Origin of the sequence: Salinisphaera sp. C84B14, from assembly GCF_040361435.1 — a bacterium.
GTDB lineage: Bacteria > Pseudomonadota > Gammaproteobacteria > Nevskiales > Salinisphaeraceae > Salinisphaera.
Map to the genome: position 1 here is coordinate 41,942 of NZ_APNL01000004.1, position 17,025 is coordinate 58,966.

Annotated in this window: 12 protein-coding genes and 1 tRNA gene; 10 read left to right on the top strand and 3 right to left on the bottom strand. The window is 60.9% G+C overall.

Annotated elements, in window-relative coordinates; translation table 11 throughout:
- Positions 1-28: 28 nt before the first annotated feature.
- From C84B14_RS04290 to C84B14_RS04335, 10 genes are all read left to right on the top strand, one after another.
- Entirely contained in the window at positions 29-523 is a 495-nt protein-coding gene (locus C84B14_RS04290) for a hypothetical protein (RefSeq protein ID WP_353222123.1), read from the top strand.
- Positions 520-792 (top strand): hypothetical protein, encoded by a 273-nt coding sequence (locus C84B14_RS04295; protein ID WP_353222125.1) that lies wholly within the window; start codon positions 520-522, stop codon positions 790-792. The genes C84B14_RS04290 and C84B14_RS04295 overlap by 4 nt, the downstream gene beginning before the upstream one ends.
- A 709-nt stretch (positions 793-1,501) precedes the next feature.
- The gene (locus tag C84B14_RS04300) at positions 1,502-1,771 is read left to right on the top strand and encodes a DUF4212 domain-containing protein (protein WP_348767469.1); all 270 of its coding nucleotides are present in this window, start codon (positions 1,502-1,504) and stop codon (positions 1,769-1,771) included.
- A gap of 9 nt (positions 1,772-1,780) precedes the next feature.
- Positions 1,781-3,547, top strand: coding sequence for a sodium:solute symporter family protein (locus C84B14_RS04305; RefSeq protein WP_353222127.1), 1,767 nt, complete (start codon positions 1,781-1,783; stop codon positions 3,545-3,547).
- 378 nt (positions 3,548-3,925) lie between these two features.
- Positions 3,926-5,179 carry a DUF445 domain-containing protein gene (locus C84B14_RS04310; protein WP_353222129.1) on the top strand — a complete coding sequence of 418 codons (1,254 nt, stop codon included), beginning with the start codon at positions 3,926-3,928 and terminating at the stop codon, positions 5,177-5,179.
- A gap of 24 nt (positions 5,180-5,203) precedes the next feature.
- Complete coding sequence (locus tag C84B14_RS04315; RefSeq protein WP_348767472.1) at positions 5,204-5,953, top strand: Abi-alpha family protein; 750 nt, start codon at positions 5,204-5,206, stop codon at positions 5,951-5,953.
- A 161-nt stretch (positions 5,954-6,114) separates the two neighbouring features.
- On the top strand, positions 6,115-9,006 hold the full coding sequence (locus C84B14_RS04320; protein ID WP_353222131.1) for a PAS domain-containing protein: 2,892 nt from the start codon (positions 6,115-6,117) through the stop codon (positions 9,004-9,006).
- Positions 9,007-9,100: 94 nt separating this feature from the next.
- Positions 9,101-9,955 (top strand): M23 family metallopeptidase, encoded by an 855-nt coding sequence (locus tag C84B14_RS04325; RefSeq protein ID WP_353222133.1) that lies wholly within the window; start codon positions 9,101-9,103, stop codon positions 9,953-9,955.
- Between the two features lie 142 nt (positions 9,956-10,097).
- Positions 10,098-10,328 carry a DUF2188 domain-containing protein gene (locus tag C84B14_RS04330; protein WP_353222135.1) on the top strand — a complete coding sequence of 77 codons (231 nt, stop codon included), beginning with the start codon at positions 10,098-10,100 and terminating at the stop codon, positions 10,326-10,328.
- Between the two features lie 421 nt (positions 10,329-10,749).
- Positions 10,750-11,121: a hypothetical protein gene (locus C84B14_RS04335; protein WP_353222137.1), complete on the top strand. Its 372-nt coding sequence runs from the start codon at positions 10,750-10,752 to the stop codon at positions 11,119-11,121.
- A 437-nt stretch (positions 11,122-11,558) separates the two neighbouring features.
- On the opposite strand, the gene C84B14_RS04340 is transcribed toward C84B14_RS04335, so the two are convergent.
- From C84B14_RS04340 to rpoD, 3 genes are all read right to left on the bottom strand, one after another.
- Positions 11,559-11,635: transfer RNA gene (locus tag C84B14_RS04340), tRNA-Ile, on the bottom strand.
- A 446-nt stretch (positions 11,636-12,081) separates the two neighbouring features.
- Complete coding sequence (locus C84B14_RS04345) at positions 12,082-14,403, bottom strand: putative bifunctional diguanylate cyclase/phosphodiesterase (RefSeq protein ID WP_353222139.1); 2,322 nt, start codon at positions 14,401-14,403, stop codon at positions 12,082-12,084.
- Positions 14,404-15,115: 712 nt separating this feature from the next.
- On the bottom strand, positions 15,116-16,981 hold the full coding sequence (rpoD, locus tag C84B14_RS04350; protein ID WP_353222140.1) for an RNA polymerase sigma factor RpoD: 1,866 nt from the start codon (positions 16,979-16,981) through the stop codon (positions 15,116-15,118).
- Between the last annotated feature and the right edge of the window lie 44 nt (positions 16,982-17,025).

Sequence of the window (17,025 nt, forward strand, 5' to 3'; positions counted from 1 at the left end):
TACGGTTTGGGAGTCATGGGGGAACGGGATGTTGTGTAATAAAGAGCGACGCCTTGTCGCATACGGCTTATTTTGCTTGGGGCTTTGCCTGCCTGTAGTACAGGCCTTAGCCAATCCGGCAGGGCCGGATCAACCGATAGAGGATTCGCAGGTTGTCGACGAGGTTGGCGATGGCGTGCAAGGCGCGATCGATGTGGTAAGCGACGCAACGAATAATATCGTTACTTTGTATACGAGTACTTTTCTTGGCGCTGGCGGCGCCAACATCCTTGCCAAAGCTTATCCGTTGGGCGAACCGGCTGCCGATGCCGAGGTGCTACAGACGCTCTGCTCGACCAATTGCAACCATCGAGAAGCCGCGGCCAGCGGCCGCTCGGATGGTCAGTTTGTGTTGCTTTGGACCGGCGACAACGTCTCCGGCGACCCTGTGCTCTATAGCCAAATGTACGGTACGCAACTGTCGGCGATTGGCTCACGCCAGACCATCGACGCCGCAGGCGCGCTAGAGTACGGGCGGACATGAATAGCAGCGGCGCGGATATCTGCGTTGCGCGCGTGCGTATTCGTGTCGCCTTGGGCGGGCACGACGTTCCCGAAGAGAAGATTCGACAACGCTATGAGCGAAATCAGCGTTATATTGCAGAGGCCGCACGCCTGTGCGATGTGGCCCTGATCTACGACAGCTCGAAAGCATTTCAGCCGCAGCGCTGGGTGCTCACACTTCGAAACGGTGCGGTCGATGCAGCCGACCCCGATCTACCGCTGTGGGTTCGGAGAATCTACGAGGTGTGAGACTGTTTTAGTATCTGGAGACAGAGCGAGGCGCCCCGGCTGTAACGGACACCCAGGTCAGGAGGCAATCCTGACGGCGGTATGACCGAACGACAAACGCTTTCAGGTGACCCCCCCCCGGTCGGATTGATAGCCGCCTCGACCCAGAGCCCCTTGGTTCAAATTGCCGCTTCTAAAAATATCCGTGCGGCCTGAACGGTTGAAGTCAGGCCGCTATTTTCGTCATTCGGCCTCTGGATAAGCTGACTGACTGCATTCCTGTGTTTGCGCGGCTATTGGCGGCCCGTGATTCGTGAATGGTCGCGCTTAGTTCATTAATGACCGAATTGGGCGCCACATCTGTTGCCGTGTCGCTGGATTATTGATCCGACGTCGGAAAGCTGCATCTCTCAAATGTTTCCCATCTCATCGGCAAGACGTCGGCGCACTTTCGCCGGTCGTTTTTCAGATGGATGCGTTCGTATACGCGGCCTGCCAACCCTAGAAGTCATTTAGTTCTATGCCGGGTTAGTAAGCGCGAAGCGCCGATGCAGGCTGGTTGGCTCACGGTATCGGGTTGAAGCTGTGCCTATGCATGCTCAATACATTTACTTCTTCGCGGCTTTTTCGGCGTTAGCTAGCCAAATGGTTGAATAGCCAAAAGTATCATTGCCGGTCTTACCCCGCTGGTCGAGGATTGCCAAGGACAATTCATAACAAGGAGGGGGATATGTCCGATCGGCCATCCGACTCGGCGGCTGCTTACTGGCAGGCCAATATAAGGCTTGTTCTCAAGCTGCTCGCCGTGTGGTTCGTGGTGTCTTACGGCTGCGGCATTCTGCTCGTGGACGTGCTCAATAACTTCTATATCGGCGGTTATCCGCTGGGCTATTTCTTCGCTCAGCAGGGCTCTATCTATGTGTTTTTGTTCCTGATCTTCTTCTATGCCTTCCGCATGAACAAGATCGATCGGGAATTCGGCGTAGAAGAAAAGGATTAGAGCACAGCCATGGATACACAAACCTGGATATATCTCGCCGTAGGCGGCAGTTTTCTGCTGTATTTCGTTATCGCCATCGCCTCGCGTGCCGGCAGCACGGAGGATTTTTATGTAGCCGGCGGCGGCGTCGGGCCGGTCGCCAACGGCATGGCCACCGCCGCCGACTGGATGAGCGCGGCGTCGTTCATTTCCATGGCCGGGCTGATTGCGTTTTTGGGCTATAACGCCTCGCCGTATCTGATGGGCTGGACGGGCGGCTTCGTGTTGCTGGCCCTGTTACTGGCGCCGTACTTGCGCAAGTTCGGCAGCTTTACCGTGCCGGCCTTCATCGGCGCGCGTTATTACTCGAACGTGGCCCGTACGGTGGCGATCATCTGTTTGATCGTGGCCTCGATCACCTACGTAATCGGCCAGATGAAAGGTGTGGGCGTCGCGTTCGGCCGTTTTCTGGAAGTGGAGTTCGAAACGGGCGTGCTCATCGGCATGGGCGTGGTGTTCGTCTATGCGGTGCTGGGTGGCATGAAGGGCATTACCTATACCCAGATCGCCCAGTACATCGTGCTGATTTTCGCCTTCACCGTGCCGGCGATCTTTATCTCGATCCAGCTCACCGGCGTGCCGTTGCCGCAGATTGGTCTGGGTTCGACCATGGCGGATGGCAGCGGGGTTTATCTGCTGGAGAAACTCGATGGGGTGATTACCGAGCTCGGCTTCGACAAGTTCACGAACCCGGAGCATTCGACGCTCAATATCTTCATGCTCACGCTGTCGCTGATGATCGGCACGGCGGGCCTGCCGCACGTGATCATTCGCTTCTTTACCGTGCGCAAGGTCAGCGACGCGCGTAAGTCGGTGGGCTGGGCACTGTTCTTCATCGCGATTCTCTACACGACCGCCCCGGCCGTGGGCGCGATGGCGCGCTTGAATCTGATGGAGACGGTACAAACCGGGCCGGTGGGTACGGAAAGTTCGAACCTCGAGTACGAACAACGCCCGCAATGGTTCAAGACCTGGGAAGGCACGGGCCTGCTCGGCTTCGAGGACAAGAACGGCGACGGCCGGATTCAGTACTACAACGACAAGAATCCGGAGTTCGCGTCCACGGCCGAAGGCTATGGCTGGCAGGGCAACGAGATGGTCAACGTCGACCGCGACATCATGGTGCTGGCCAATCCGGAAATCGCGCAGCTGCCGGCCTGGGTGATCGCCCTGGTGGCCGCGGGCGGCGTCGCAGCGGCCCTGTCGACCGCGGCGGGGCTTTTGCTGGCGATTTCATCGGCCATTTCCCATGATCTGCTCAAGAGCATGCTCAAGCCCGATATCAGCGAGAAGGGCGAGCTCATGGCCGGACGTATCGCCATGTCCGGCGCGATTCTGGTGGCCGGTTATCTGGGCATCAATCCACCGGGGTTTGCTGCGGAGGTGGTCGCCTTGGCGTTTGGCCTGGCTGCGTCTTCGCTGTTCCCGGCGCTGCTCATGGGCGTGTTTTCCAAGCGCATGAACCGCGAAGGCGGCATTGCCGGCATGCTGGCCGGCCTGACCGTGACCATCGTCTATATCTTCCTGTACAAGGGGATATTCTTTGTGCCGGGGACCAACCTGTTTGCCGATAGCGCGGCGAACTGGATGTTCGGCATTCAGCCGGAGTCGTTCGGTGCCATCGGTGCGCTGATCAACTTCGTGGTGGCGTTTTTGGTATCGCGGGCGACCGCGCCGCCGCCGGCAGAAGTGCGGGAACTGGTCGAGAACGTACGCGTTCCCGGCGTTCTACGCTAACCGGTACGAAACACGACCTGCGACTCGAGGCCCCGCTCTGCGGGGCCTTTTTTTATCGCGGGTGCCCGCGTTCACGGCGGGCTGTGTATGGGTGCATGTCGATCGCCGGACGCGGGCCGCCCGGGGCGCTCGCCATGCTAAAGGCCGGCGGCGTTGTCGCGTTGGGAATGTGCTTGGCGTCGGCGTAACGGGCTCTGCTGAGGCCGCTGCCCGGGCCGCGACTGCCGATTATGGGAAAAATCGCCCGCAGCAGGCGACAGCACCGTTTAATAACTGTATGTTGATTTGAAAACGCGATCTTTTTAGAGCCGGTGACCGGCCGTTGAATCGCGACTACAACAATAAATACCCGTCAGTGCAGGATACGAGGAGATCGGCATGATGGACCTGGCGTTTCTAGGAACGGCAACGTTCTGGAAGTATGCGTCCATGCCGTTTATCAGCGCGATAATCGGCTATATCACCAACCGGGTCGCGATCTGGATGATGTTTCATCCGATCGAGTTCGTGGGTGTCTGGAAGCCCTTTCTCGGCTGGCAGGGCATCGTACCGCGCAAGGCCGCCAAGATGTCGGCGATCGCCACCGATACCATCACTGAAAACCTGATCGACAGCGAAGAGATCTTTTCGCGGCTGGACCCGGATGAAGTGGCCGAGAAGTTGACGGGTCCGCTCAACGAAATGACCGCGGACCTGGTCAACGAAGTCATGCAGGAGCATCACCCGAGCGTGTGGGCGCGCACGCCGGACGCGGTTCGCGCCACCATCGTTGCGCGGGTCCAGTCGGCCGTGCCCGGGGCTATTGCCGACACGGTGCGCGACCTGCGCAGCGACGTGAACCAGGTGTTCGATCTCAAGGACATGGTCGTCACTAATCTGGTCCACCACAAGGAGCTGATGAACCGCATCTTTCTGGAAACCGGAAAGGAGGAGTTCAAGTTCATCGCCCGCTCGGGGGCCTATTTCGGCTTCCCGCTGGGCGCGCTGCAGATGGTCGTCTGGATTTTCTTTCAGCCGTGGTGGCTGCTGCCTCTGTTCGGGATGATCGTGGGTTGGTTCACCAACTGGGCCGCGCTCAAGATGATCTTCAACCCCAAGAAAAAGTATCGCGTCGGCCCGTTCGAACTGCATGGATTGTTCTTCAAGCGTCAGGCCGACGTTGCGCGTGCCTATGGTGATCTGGTGGCCAACGAAGTGCTGGCGCCGGCCAATATCCTGCAGCAGGTACTCAAGGGGCCGTATTCGGATCGGATCTTTGCCATCATCGCCCACCACGTGGGTGAAGCCGTGGACGAAAGTGCCGGCCCGGTCGGCTCCTTCATGAGCTGGACGGTCGGCGACGTGAACTATATTCGGCTCAAGCAGACGGCGGTCGAGCGGCTGATCCAGTACACGCCCGATGCCCAGGGCAGTGCGTCGCCTACCATGCAGGAATTCATCAGCTACACGAATCGCACCATGGCCATCGAACAAACCCTGGTCGAGCGTATGCGCGACCTGTCGCCGCGAAAATTCGAGGGCATGCTCCGGCCCGCGTTCGAAGAAGACGAATGGATTCTGATTGCCGTGGGCGCCGGGCTCGGGCTGGCCGTGGGCGTGTTTCAGTTCATGGTGCTGTTTGGCGGCGGCTAAGTGGCGAGTGCCTGGGAGGGCGGTGTGAATCAATACGACTATGAACAGCAGCGCTACGATGCGTTTGCGCCGGAATTCGAGACAGAAGAAAGCGCAGCCTTGCCGCTGGAGCTGTTGCGCCGAACCGCGCTGTGGCTGGGCCGTCGGCCGGTGGCCGGGCTGGGTATTCGCGCATTGCGCCGTGCCGAATACCGTGCGCTCAAAAGTCTGGGCGAACGCCTCGATCGCGCCGGGATCCGTCCGGCCGACCCGCTCGGCAATTCGAGCCCGAACAGCGACACGCTGCCGGCCCAGATCTTCGCGGAACTGCTCGATGCCTCTCGCGGTACCGACCAGCAGGCGATCGAACAGGATTTCTATGTCCGGCTGCTGCGCCAGCTCAATCCCTCGCAGGCCCGGATTCTGGTTCTCATGGCCGATGGCAGCACGTGGCCGATGGTGCATGTGAATGCCGGTTCGCTGCCGGGCATCGGCAGCACGCGCGTGCTGTCCTATGCATCGAGTGTGGGCAAGGAAGCCGGCGTGCTCCTACGGGCGCAGGTGCCGAACTTTATTGCCCATATGTATTCGCTGGGCCTGCTCACGGTCGGCCCGCAATCGCGTGAGCTCGAACCCCAGTATGAAATCCTCGAAGCAGACACGCTGGTGCGAGAGGCCATGGGTTATATCGAAACAGAGCTCAACCAGTACTCGAACATCGAACGCTGCACGATCAGGCTGAGTGAATTCGCGGAGTCGCTGTGTGCCGTGGCCTTGCCGCACGGACGTCCCTGAGTTTGTGACCGTGTTCGTCGCGGCCACGGTTCCGTCGAAACTGCGAGCGTGCGCGCTCAAACCGGCGCGTTCGAGAGCTGTATAATTTGCGGGATGCCATGTTTTTCGCGCCAGAACGCCAGGTTGTCGTGCCATCGCTGTAATCGTTTGGAGATCGAGCGATGCAGCTGAAAGGCTTTGAAGTTCTCGAGCGCCATGGCTGGGTCGGGGTATGGTCCTACGACCTGCAGACCGGGCAGATTCGCTGGTCGGACGGCGTGTATGCGCTGCATGGCGTCGACCCCGCGACCTATACCCCGCAGATCGACTCTGCGCTGGCGTTCTATTCCGCGGATTCGCGCGATGCCTTGAACAAAGCGCTTGCCACGGCGCGCGAGACCGGGACCGGCTACAGCCTTATCGTCCAGCTGGTTCGCGCGGATGGCACGCATCGCTATATTCAGGCCATCGGCCAGGTCGAGTTACGCGAGGGGCAGCTGCCTTTGCTGGCCGGCGCGGTCATTGACGTACACGAACAACACGTAGCGCTTGTTGCCGGTGCCGAGCGAGAGCGTCTGCTTCTCGCCGAGAATACGCGCTGGCGTACAGCCGGCGAGAATGCAGGTCTTGGCTTGATCGATATCGACATGGAAGACAATGTCTATCGACTCTACGGCCGCTTCAACAGCCGGATTGGCCTGAGTCACACAGGCGAATCGGCCATCGATTGCCACAAGTGGTATGCGTGGATACATCCCGACGAGCGCGATGCCCGCCAGGTCCGTATCGAGGCGCACTTGGCCGATCCTTCTTCGGAATACTTTTTCGAATACCGGCTGTTGTTGCCGGATCGCGCACCGATATGGCTGCGCGAACAGGGCAGCGCAGCGCAGACCGAATCGGGGCAGCGTATCGTCGGTACGGTGTCGGACGTGACACACCAGCGCGAGGCGCAGGATGCACTGCGCCGCGCCAAGCGCCGGCTAACCCAGACGTTGGCGCATGCGCCCACCGGCATCGCGCTGGTATCGCCGGAAGGCCGCTGGCTTTCCGTCAACCGCGCCCTCTGCGAGATTCTAGGCTACGACGAGCTCGAATTGCTCAAGCTGACGTTCCAGGATATTACCCATCCGGACGATCTCGAAATCGATCTCGATTACGTTGACGACCTGCTTACCGGCCGCAAGCTTGTTGGCCGCATGGAAAAACGCTATCTCCATAAGCTTGGCCACAGCGTTGATGTACAGCTGGACGTGTCATTGCTGCGGGACGCCGACGAGCCGCTGTATTTCATTTGCCATATCCAGGATATTTCGGAGCGCAAGCAGGCCCTGCACGAATTGTTCGAAGCCAAGGAACTGGCCGATATCACCTTCGAGTCGATCGGCGAGGGGGTGATTCGGATCGATGCGGCGGGTTGCATCACCGAACTCAATTCCGCCAGCGCGGAATTGCTTGGCTGTACACGCGAACAGATCGTCGGCGCCGACTTTGGCGACGTGGTTCAGTTTTATGACGCGGATGACGAAGTCGCGCTCGACAATCCCCTGCCGAAGGTGCTCAAGGACGGCGCCCGGGTGCGGGTACCGATCTTCACCCGCCTGCGGCGCCGCGACGGGCAGTTTATTTCCATCGTCGATTCGATCTCACCGATCCACGACGATACCGGCGCCATCCGGGGCGCGGTGTTCGTGTTCCAGGACATCAGTGAAGCACGGCGGGCGACACAGGAACTCGCCCACCAGGCCAGCCACGATGCGTTGACCGGTCTGCCCAACCGGCGTGGTTTCGATGAAGCGCTCATGCGAACCTGGCTGCGTGTGCAGCAGGGCGCACTGCATGCATTCGTGATGTATCTCGATCTGGATCATTTCAAGGCGGTCAACGATATCTGCGGCCATGCCGCAGGCGACGAACTGCTTCGCGAACTCGCCGACTCCATGCGTTCGCTGCTGCGTGATAGCGATGTGCTCGCCCGTCTCGGGGGGGACGAGTTCGCTGCGATCGTCCACGCCGGCGATGCCGAAGGCGCGCGTATCGTGGCCGCAAAGATCATTCAGAAAGTCCGCAACCATGAATTCCGTCATGACACGCGCGTGTTCAACGTAGGCGTCAGTATCGGCCTGGCCGAACTCGACCCCGGCCTGGACTCGACCGATTCCGTTCTGCTGCATGCCGACACGGCGCTCTATGCCGCCAAGAATGCGGGCCGTAATCGCTACGAGGTCTATCAGGAGCGCGCGGATCACGGCGAGCGGTCGGTGGAAACTGGCGGCGCGGCCGAGCTGCTCCAGCGCGGTCTGGATCAGGACGATTTCACGCTGTATCTGCAGGCGATTGTCGATGCTCAGGGCAACCCTGTCGGCTACGAGGCATTGTTGCGCCTATGCGAGCCCGACGGCGTCATCCGGCCGGAAACATTCCTGCCCATAGCCACCCGGCTGGGCATGATGGGTCGTATCGATCGCTGGGTGCTGCAACATGCGCTGGAACTGATCGACGACTATCGGGAACGGGGGCTCTGGCCCGAGGGCTTTTATCTCAGCATCAATATCAGCGCTATCAGCATGGCCGATCCGCTCTTTCACCGGCAGCTGATCGCCATGCTGGACCAGTGGCAGGCGAAAGGCAGCGAGCTGGTTTTCGAAATCACTGAAAGCGAAGCCTTGTTCGGCGAACACTACCCGCGTCTGATCGAGCATTTGCGAGCCCGAGGCTTTCAGGTCTGGCTGGATGACTTCGCCCGCGGGCATGCCGGCTTCGATGTGCTCAAGAATGCTGTGGTGGACGGTATCAAGATCGATCGCGCCTTCGTACGCAATCTCGAGCACGATCCGGTCGACCGCGCCGTGCTGCGATCGATCGCGGATGTGTCGGCCACGCTCGATCTGCATGTCGTTGCCGAAGGCGTGGAAACCCGGGCCGCCCTGGAGTTGCTCAAGCGGGCGAACGTCAGTCATTTTCAAGGCTATTATTTTCACCGACCGGAACCTGTCGAGTCCGTACTTGTGAAGTCGGCTGGTCCAGCCACGAAGGCATCGACCTCACGATCCGCCGAACCACCGCAGCGATAACTGCCGGACGTTCTGGACCCCGCCAGCCGGTGAGGGCGGCCCGGCGGCTACGGGTTGGCTGTCTGGATTTGCTCGTTTACAAGGTGCGCAACCAATGAAACCGAAGACTGCGAAGTCCCTCTCCGTGCATGCCTTGGTGTTCTGGCTGCTCGGGCTGCTATGCCTTACGTTTGCGTGGGTCGAACAGCTGTCGGCGGCTGAAGTCGTCGCGCCGGCCCATGTACAGCAGGGCGAGTTGGTTTACGCCCGTGTACCCAGCGGTAGCCGGGTGAGCTACGAAGGTCGTGCGCTCGATGTCACCGACTATGGCACCGCGGTGTTTGGTATCGGGCGCGATGCCGCCGGCGTGGCCCGCCTGCACGTCACCCCGCCAGGGCAGGCCGAACGTGTCGTCGAGATCGAAATTCGCCCGCGCGACTGGCCTATAGAGCGTATTAACGGCGTACCGCCCAAGACCGTCTCACCCCCGCCGGAAATCGCGCGTCGCATCGCCCGCGAACAGAAGAAGGTCGCGGCGGCTCGTGCCGACTCGAGCCATGGCCTTGGTTTCGCCGAACATTTTGTGTGGCCGGTACGTGGGCGTATCAGCGGGCGCTTCGGTAATCAGCGGGTTTACAACGGGACTCCCGGTTCGGCCCACTCCGGCATGGACATTGCGGTGCCGACCGGCACACCCGTAAAAGCGCCGGCTTCCGGCACGGTGGTATTGGCCGAGCCCGATCTGTACCTAACCGGCGGCACCGTACTCATCGACCACGGCTACGGGGTCGGCTCGAATTTCCTGCATCTGTCCAAACTGGATGTCGCCGTTGGCGACCAAGTGAAGCAAGGCGAGATCATCGGGGAGGTTGGCGCAACCGGGCGTGCAACCGGGCCGCATCTGCACTGGGGCATGACCTGGTTTTCGACGCGTATCGACCCGTTGCTGGTGTTGCAGCGCGGCAATTGATGTCAGCTTGCACGCCGCTCAAAGCGGTATGCAGATAACGGCCGGGCAGTTTAACGCCCGATTAACGACGGCTCTACGTAGTTGTACGGAGGTCGGCATGTCGTTATGATCAGCGTCCGGGATCGCAACGTATTCGTCGAATATGGCATTGCACGTATATCGCGTCGTGCGCTACAGCGCGTACTGGTATGTCGAGCAACTGGGCACACCGCGGCCGTGCCGAGGTTACCGTTGCCGTGACAATGCCATCGCTCGAGCGATGGATCTCGCCAGCCGGCAGCGGCCAAGCCTCGTGCGGGTGGAAAACGCCGCCGGCGAGGTCGAGATAGAGCGTAACTTTGGCCGGCCTGCCAACTACCGCTCTGCCGGCTGAAGCACCGGAGATGCTCGCGCGTGTCGGTCGTGCCGGCCGGTAGCGGCCTAGGCACGATCTCGCCGACATCGTCGGCCGGCTTTTGCCAACGGATCCAACAGCCGCCCATTGGGTCCACGGTATCGACGTCGACGCGCTTCAAGGCCGGCGGTCTTGCCTCAGCCCGTCACGATCGGACTGCATGACCGGTCCGCCACCTGTTCGCCCGCTTCGCAAGCATTTGAATTAAAAAAGTAATCCGTGGACCGTGAGCGGCCGTTATTCTGCCCGTTCGTCATATCGAAATTACCTTCGTTCTGTCGTGGGCTTGTCATCTTGGGGCCGCATTCTAGCGGGCACTTGAGGCGATGGCCGGCTCGATTCGATCGGGTCGAGCCGTTGCTCGAACCCCCTGAATCTGTCGGCAACGGAGGTGACTTTCATGATTACGGCTGTCGAACATCATCCGGAAGCGCTGTACGGTTTTCTTGCCGCCATGGCGCAAAAGTATTTTCCGCGGGAACGCCTTGGCGAAACCGAGCCCGCCGAGCGCATCGCCGCGCGGGTCATGACTGCGGGTACTTACCGCGACGTGTGCGAACTCGTCGATCTGGCCGGGCGCGACTACCTGCGATGGGTTTTCGATACGTCCCCGCAGCACTGGTTCAGCGCGCCTGCGCGCGAGTACTGGCAGCGACATTTCGATGCCCCCGCCCGCAACGCACCACGAGCACGCCGAGCGGGTGCGCTGGGTCTGCAACAGGCAGGCCAGGCACAGCAGCGAAGCGCAATCGGGCGACAATCAAAACACTAGCCGGCATGTTGAGTACCGGCTTATAGCCCACTCGCCGTCCTGACGGGGCCAGGGCGATGGCCAGGGCCGGGTGCGGGCAGGCAGTGTATTTGCGGCGTGATGGCGGGTTGTCCGCCATCGCGCTCGCGGCGTCGTCACGCATTGGTGCTCGTCGGGAATAAGATATTGAACGGCGAGCCTGGGCGGGGGAGATCTCTTAAGGCTGCACCAGCGCGCGACCGACCGCCTGTAGGCCTCGCCCGCGGCCTCGACCCCTTCAGGAAGTATTCCTTGATACGGGAGGGGCAAAACAATTCCGGATCAGTGGATTGAAGGGCGACCAAGTCACCAGACCCGCGAATCGAAATACGGCGAGCGGCTTCTTATCCCAGCACTTGAGGTGTGGGGGGGAGGGCGCTAGGGCCCGGCAGCGTTATTCTGCGCAACCGGCATGCGAATGGTGGGCCCGGCAGGACTCGAACCTGCGACCAAGGGATTATGAGTCCCCTGCTCTAACCAACTGAGCTACAGGCCCCGTACACGCGGGGAGCACTATATCGGGATAGCCGTAGGTCGCCAAGGATGAATTGGCCCAGAGCGCGGTGACAGGCGGGTCGGTCTGCCGACACACGCCGTTCGGCTGGCGTCGCTATTCGCCCATGCGGGCGCTACTCGCTTATTAGCCCGGCCCGAAAATATAGGTTATTCAATAGATGATTGTTCGGGTTGATAACGCGCTTGTGCGAAAGCACGCGCGTCGTGGCCAACGCCCGTGACCCCACTGAAACAAGTGGCGAACCTTGCCTATGTCCGTGCTTGGCCGTGGCGCGGTTGGTCGGTGCTTGAATGCGACGACTCGGCCTAGCAGACCTCGACGCCGACATTGCGGCTCGTACGGTTAGAGCTGGGGCGCAGCCGGCGACGGTGATGCGGTTGTTCGGACCGAGGCACGCGCATGCTCGGGTATCGCTGCGGCGGAACTCAAGGCTGTTTGGTGGTCGAGTAGTCGAGCCAACGATCACGGTTGGCTTCGTGTTCGGCCAGCCAGGTGATGATGGTATCGGCGGGCATCGGCCGTGACAGAAAATAGCCCTGGATGATGTCGGCGCCGCGATGTAGCAGGTACTGCCACGACTCGGCGTTTTCGATGCCTTCGGCGACGACTTCAAGGCCGAGTTTATGGCCCAGGTCGATGATCAGGTCGACAATGAACTGGTCGGCCGGCGTGTCGGCGAGGCCGAATACGAAGGATTTGTCGATCTTGAGTTCGTCCGGCGCCAGGCTTTTGAGCTGTGCAAGAGAAGAATAGCCGGTGCCAAAGTCGTCGACCGAGATACGTGCGCCTCGGCCTTGCAGGGCGCGCAGGTTCTGCAGCGCACTCTGTGGCTCGCGTAGCAGCGCGCTTTCCGTGACTTCCAGGGTGATGCGTTCTCGGTCCCGGCACAGGGTCAACAACGGCTCGAGGGTGGCCTCGAGTTCGCTCTGGGCGATTTCGTCGGCGGACAGGTTGATCGCCACGCCCAGGGTGATGCCGTTTTCGCGCCAGTCGGTGACATCGCGACAGACGCGCTGAACCACCCATTCGGTGAGCAGCCGGATCTGGCCCGAACGCTCGGCCAGACCGATGAATTCGTCCGGCGAGATCGCGCCCAGCTTCGGATGGTGCCAGCGCGCGAGTGCTTCGACCTGAACGATCTCGGCGTCGCCGAGTGCCATCTTGGGCTGGTACAGCAGCGACAGCTCGTCTTGTTTGATCGCTGGCGCGATGCCCTGGATGATCGCCAGCTCGCGTTGATGCGCCTCGTCCATGCCGGGCTGGTAGAAGAAGGTGGCACAGCGCTGCGCTCGCGAGCCGTCGCGTGCGATGACGGTGCGTCGCCAGGCGGATTCGATATCGTCGGCATGCTCGGGTATACGCACCACGCCGATATCAAGCAGTAGCTGGATCGAGGTGTGCTCCAGGTGCAACGGTTGTTCGACCTTGGCGCGCAGATGTTCGATCGTCGCGAGCACGGCGTCGTTGTCGGCTTGGCATTCGACCAGCACCAGGAAATCGTTGCCCTCGATCCGCCCCAGCGTGTGGGCCATGGTGCAGGCGTTGTTGAGTCGGCCGGCGACGGTCTTGAGTACTTCGTCGCCAAGCTTGTAGCCCAGTGCACTGTTGATACGAGAAAAGCCGTGCAGCGCGATGCGTACGAGGATGACCTGCGCGTCGTTGTTCATCTGCTCGTAGAGCACGTCGCGCACGGCGTTGCGGTTGAGCAGGCCGGTTAGAGCATCGTGCGTGGCCTGGTGGCGTATCCTGTTTTCACGCTGACGCACCGCGATCTGCATGTCGTTGAGCGCGTCGCTGAGCACATCGAATTCGCCGATGCCCTGGGCGCCAGGCGTCTCGTGATAATGGCCGGCAGCCACCGATTCGGCAAATTCGCTTAGCTCGCGCACCGGCTGACTGAGGCGCCGCGCCAGGGCGATGGCAACGAGCGCGCTCAGGCCGATGGTGACTATGAACACCAGGCTCAGACTGCTCGCCATGTCGTAATAGGGCGAAAGCACGGTGTGGCGCGATAACGACAGGGCGACATCGAGCTGGTGGCCGTCGGCGTCGAACAGCGTATGCCGTTCTACCAGGAACGCATCGCTGTCGGTGATTGCCACGTCGCCGTCCGCGTCCTGGGGGCCGGTCGAAAACAGTTCCTGCTCGCCTTCGCGTACGATGAAGTCGACGTGTACGCCGGTCACGCTTGCCACGTTGCGAGCGATGTCGGCATCGACGAGAAAGCCCATGCCGGCCCAGGCGATCAGCCGCGGTGCATTCACCGGAGCGATCACGTACTGATAGGGCCGGTTATCCACCATGATGAGTCCGCTGGCGCTGCCCAGGCGACGCGCGCGGTCGAGTACGCGGCCGAATGGATCGACGTCGGTTTCGGGCTGGGTACGGGGTACCACGGTAATGAGTTCGCCCGACGGGGCGGCAAGCGTGGCCAGGTCGGCACGAGCGCGATCGCCGAAATTGCGGATCACGGTGCGCTGCGTGGCCTCGTCCTGGGTGCCGATTGCGGCTTTGAAGCCGTAGTCGGAAGCCAGGATGTTCACGGTCGTCAGTAATTGTTCGGCACGGACCTCCAGCACGCGGTCGAGCACGCGACTGGCCACCTGCAACGTGTCATGGGCCTGATCGACACGCTGGTTGTAGGTGCGGTGCAAAATCGAAATCGCCACCCCGAGCTCGGCGAGTAGCACGAAACCGAGTAGCGCGATCATGAGCTGGTTTCGAAACGTGCGCGGCCGCAGTGTCATGGGGCCATCCGATCGAATCGCTCGTACATAGGCATGAATATGCTTGATATAGCGCCGGCAGCGATACATCGATAAGGAAATCTACTGAGACGGTATCGGCCGCAGTGCGCGAAGATATAGGTCCTGCAATGATTTGCGACATTCATGCCAAATTACGCGCTTGGCTGCCACCTTGGCACGAGGTCGTATGCCGCCATGGGCGTCCGCCACCACCGTATAAACTTGGCTGCCGACCTCGATAGGGTCGTGGCCGGACGCGTTGCTTGGATGCGCTGGCAAGCGCAGCGGCGATCGGGTGCAGGGCGTTCTCCGAGCTGCGGCTTGCGTGCGTGCCAAGCGTTAATCCGGCACCCCTGCAGCCGAGTATTTCAGCTGTTTTCAACGCCAGCGAAAAATCACCGCCGGCATCTGTCCGCCGTTTATCCTCAATGGTTTCGCGGTCGCAGTGTGTAGCGCGCATCCATACGCATGCGCGCGTTCTACGCGATCGGCGGGCGATTTTTCAGGTTGATAAGACCGCTTAAGGTGAGCGAAGAATGGCTCGCCCAGGCGGTCGTCCATTACGCATCTGGTACGAATCGCTGCCTGCCCGAAAAGGGTATTGCGGCGCCGCGGGTACGGGTTGAGCGCGAGACATACAGCCCCGCGCAGCGTTCGAGCCACGCATTTCGAACGCGCCGCCCGAGCGGCGGCGCGCTGGATGTCCGGGCGGCTATTCGTCGAGGAAGCTTTTCAGGAACGTCGCCCGCGAGGGGTGACGCAGTTTGCGCAGCGCCTTGGCTTCGATCTGGCGGATACGCTCGCGGGTCACGTCGAACTGCTTGCCGACTTCCTCAAGCGTATGGTCGGTATTCATGTCGATGCCGAAACGCATGCGCAGCACCTTGGCTTCACGCGGGGTGAGGCTCGCCAGGGTATTGTGCGTGGCTTCGCGCAGCGACTCGCCCGACGCCGAGTCATCCGGGGCGACCGCGTTGACGTCCTCGATGAAATCGCCCAGATGCGAATCTTCGTCGTCGCCGATGGGCGTTTCCATCGAGATCGGTTCCTTCGCGATCTTGAGGACCTTGCGCACCTTGTCCTCGGGCATTTCCATACGCTCGGCCAGCTCTTCCGGCGTGGCTTCGCGGCCCATTTCCTGCAGCATCTGGCGGCTGATGCGGTTGAGCTTGTTGATCGTTTCGATCATGTGCACCGGAATACGAATGGTGCGCGCCTGATCGGCGATCGAACGGGTGATGGCCTGGCGAATCCACCAGGTGGCATAGGTGGAGAACTTGTAGCCGCGACGGTATTCGAACTTGTCCACCGCCTTCATCAGGCCGATGTTGCCTTCCTGGATCAGGTCCAGGAACTGCAGCCCGCGATTGGTGTACTTCTTGGCGATCGAAATCACCAGGCGCAGGTTGGCCTCGACCATCTCCTTCTTGGCGCGACGAGCCTTGGCCTCGCCAATCGACATCTTGCGATTGATTTCCTTGATGTGATTGACGTTGAGCCCGTTCTCGGCCTCGATCTCGCGAATACGGCCCTGTGCACGCACCAGGTCTTCGCGACGACCGGCAATGGTCGACGAATAACGACGCTTGGCACGGATGAGCTTGTCGAGCCAGACTTCGCTGGTGAGGTTATCCGGCAGCTGGCGTACGAAGTCGCGCCGCGGCATGCCGGCCTCGGTCACGCAGATGGCCAGCATTTCGCGTTCGATGCTGCGGATATCGAGCATCGTGGTGCGCAGCTGCAGGGTAAGGTCGTCCGCGGTCTTGGGCACCAGCTTGAAACGCATGAAGTGCGTAGCCAGCGCGTTGAGCGCTGCTTCCGTGGACTCGTGTTCGCGGCCGTGTTTTTCGAGCGTGGCAACCGCGGTTTCGTGCAGGCTCCTGAGTTGCTTGAACTGGGCCTTGGCTTCTTCCGGGTCCGGGCCGTCGTTGGCCGGCGCCGAGCCTTCGTCGTCGTCGTCGCTATCGGCCGACTCATCCTCGTTGACCACGGGATCGCCGGTGTCGGGGTCGACGAAGCCGACCAGCACATCGCTCAGGCGCTTGTCGTCGGATTCGACCTGGCTCCACAGCTCGAGCAGACGCCCGGTGGTGGCCGGGAAATAGGCCAGCGAGAACATCATCTCCGCCAGGCCTTCCTCGATACGCTTGGCGATCCGGATTTCGCCCTGCCGGTCGAGCAGCTCGACCGTGCCCATTTCGCGCATGTACATGCGCACCGGATCGGTCGTGCGGCCGAACTGCGGATCCAGCGCGGCCAGCGTGGCCGCGGCTTCCTCCGCATCGTCGTCATCGTCTTCGTTGACGGTGTTCTCGTTCATCAGCAGGCTGTCATCTTCCGGTGCGGATTCATGCACCGTGATGCCCATGTCGCTGATCATGTTGACGATATCTTCGATCTGTTCGGGATCGACGATATCGTCGGGCAGCGTATCGTTGACCTCGGCATAGGTCAGATAGCCTTTCTGCTTGCCGTGGGCAATCAATAGACGAAGCTGAGATTTCTTGTCTTTGCTCATGTGATTTTGCTGCGTATGTTGGGCTCGTGGGGCGTGGCGAACGCTGCGGTAACCGGCCATGGTAACAACTCGCGCCCGTTGCGGCGACTTGTGGGCCCGGTGAC

Bases quoted from the DNA above. Each gene is read 5' to 3' on its own strand.
- C84B14_RS04305 (WP_353222127.1), top strand. From the start codon at position 1,781: ATGGATACACAAACCTGGATATATCTCGCCGTAGGCGGCAGTTTTCTG.
- C84B14_RS04290 (WP_353222123.1), top strand. From the start codon at position 29: ATGTTGTGTAATAAAGAGCGACGCCTTGTCGCATACGGCTTATTTTGC.
- C84B14_RS04325 (WP_353222133.1), top strand. From the start codon at position 9,101: ATGAAACCGAAGACTGCGAAGTCCCTCTCCGTGCATGCCTTGGTGTTC.
- C84B14_RS04345 (WP_353222139.1), bottom strand. From the start codon at position 14,403: ATGACACTGCGGCCGCGCACGTTTCGAAACCAGCTCATGATCGCGCTA.
- C84B14_RS04295 (WP_353222125.1), top strand. From the start codon at position 520: ATGAATAGCAGCGGCGCGGATATCTGCGTTGCGCGCGTGCGTATTCGT.
- rpoD (WP_353222140.1), bottom strand. From the start codon at position 16,981: ATGGCCGGTTACCGCAGCGTTCGCCACGCCCCACGAGCCCAACATACG.
- C84B14_RS04330 (WP_353222135.1), top strand. From the start codon at position 10,098: ATGGCATTGCACGTATATCGCGTCGTGCGCTACAGCGCGTACTGGTAT.
- C84B14_RS04300 (WP_348767469.1), top strand. From the start codon at position 1,502: ATGTCCGATCGGCCATCCGACTCGGCGGCTGCTTACTGGCAGGCCAAT.
- C84B14_RS04310 (WP_353222129.1), top strand. From the start codon at position 3,926: ATGATGGACCTGGCGTTTCTAGGAACGGCAACGTTCTGGAAGTATGCG.
- C84B14_RS04320 (WP_353222131.1), top strand. From the start codon at position 6,115: ATGCAGCTGAAAGGCTTTGAAGTTCTCGAGCGCCATGGCTGGGTCGGG.
- C84B14_RS04335 (WP_353222137.1), top strand. From the start codon at position 10,750: ATGATTACGGCTGTCGAACATCATCCGGAAGCGCTGTACGGTTTTCTT.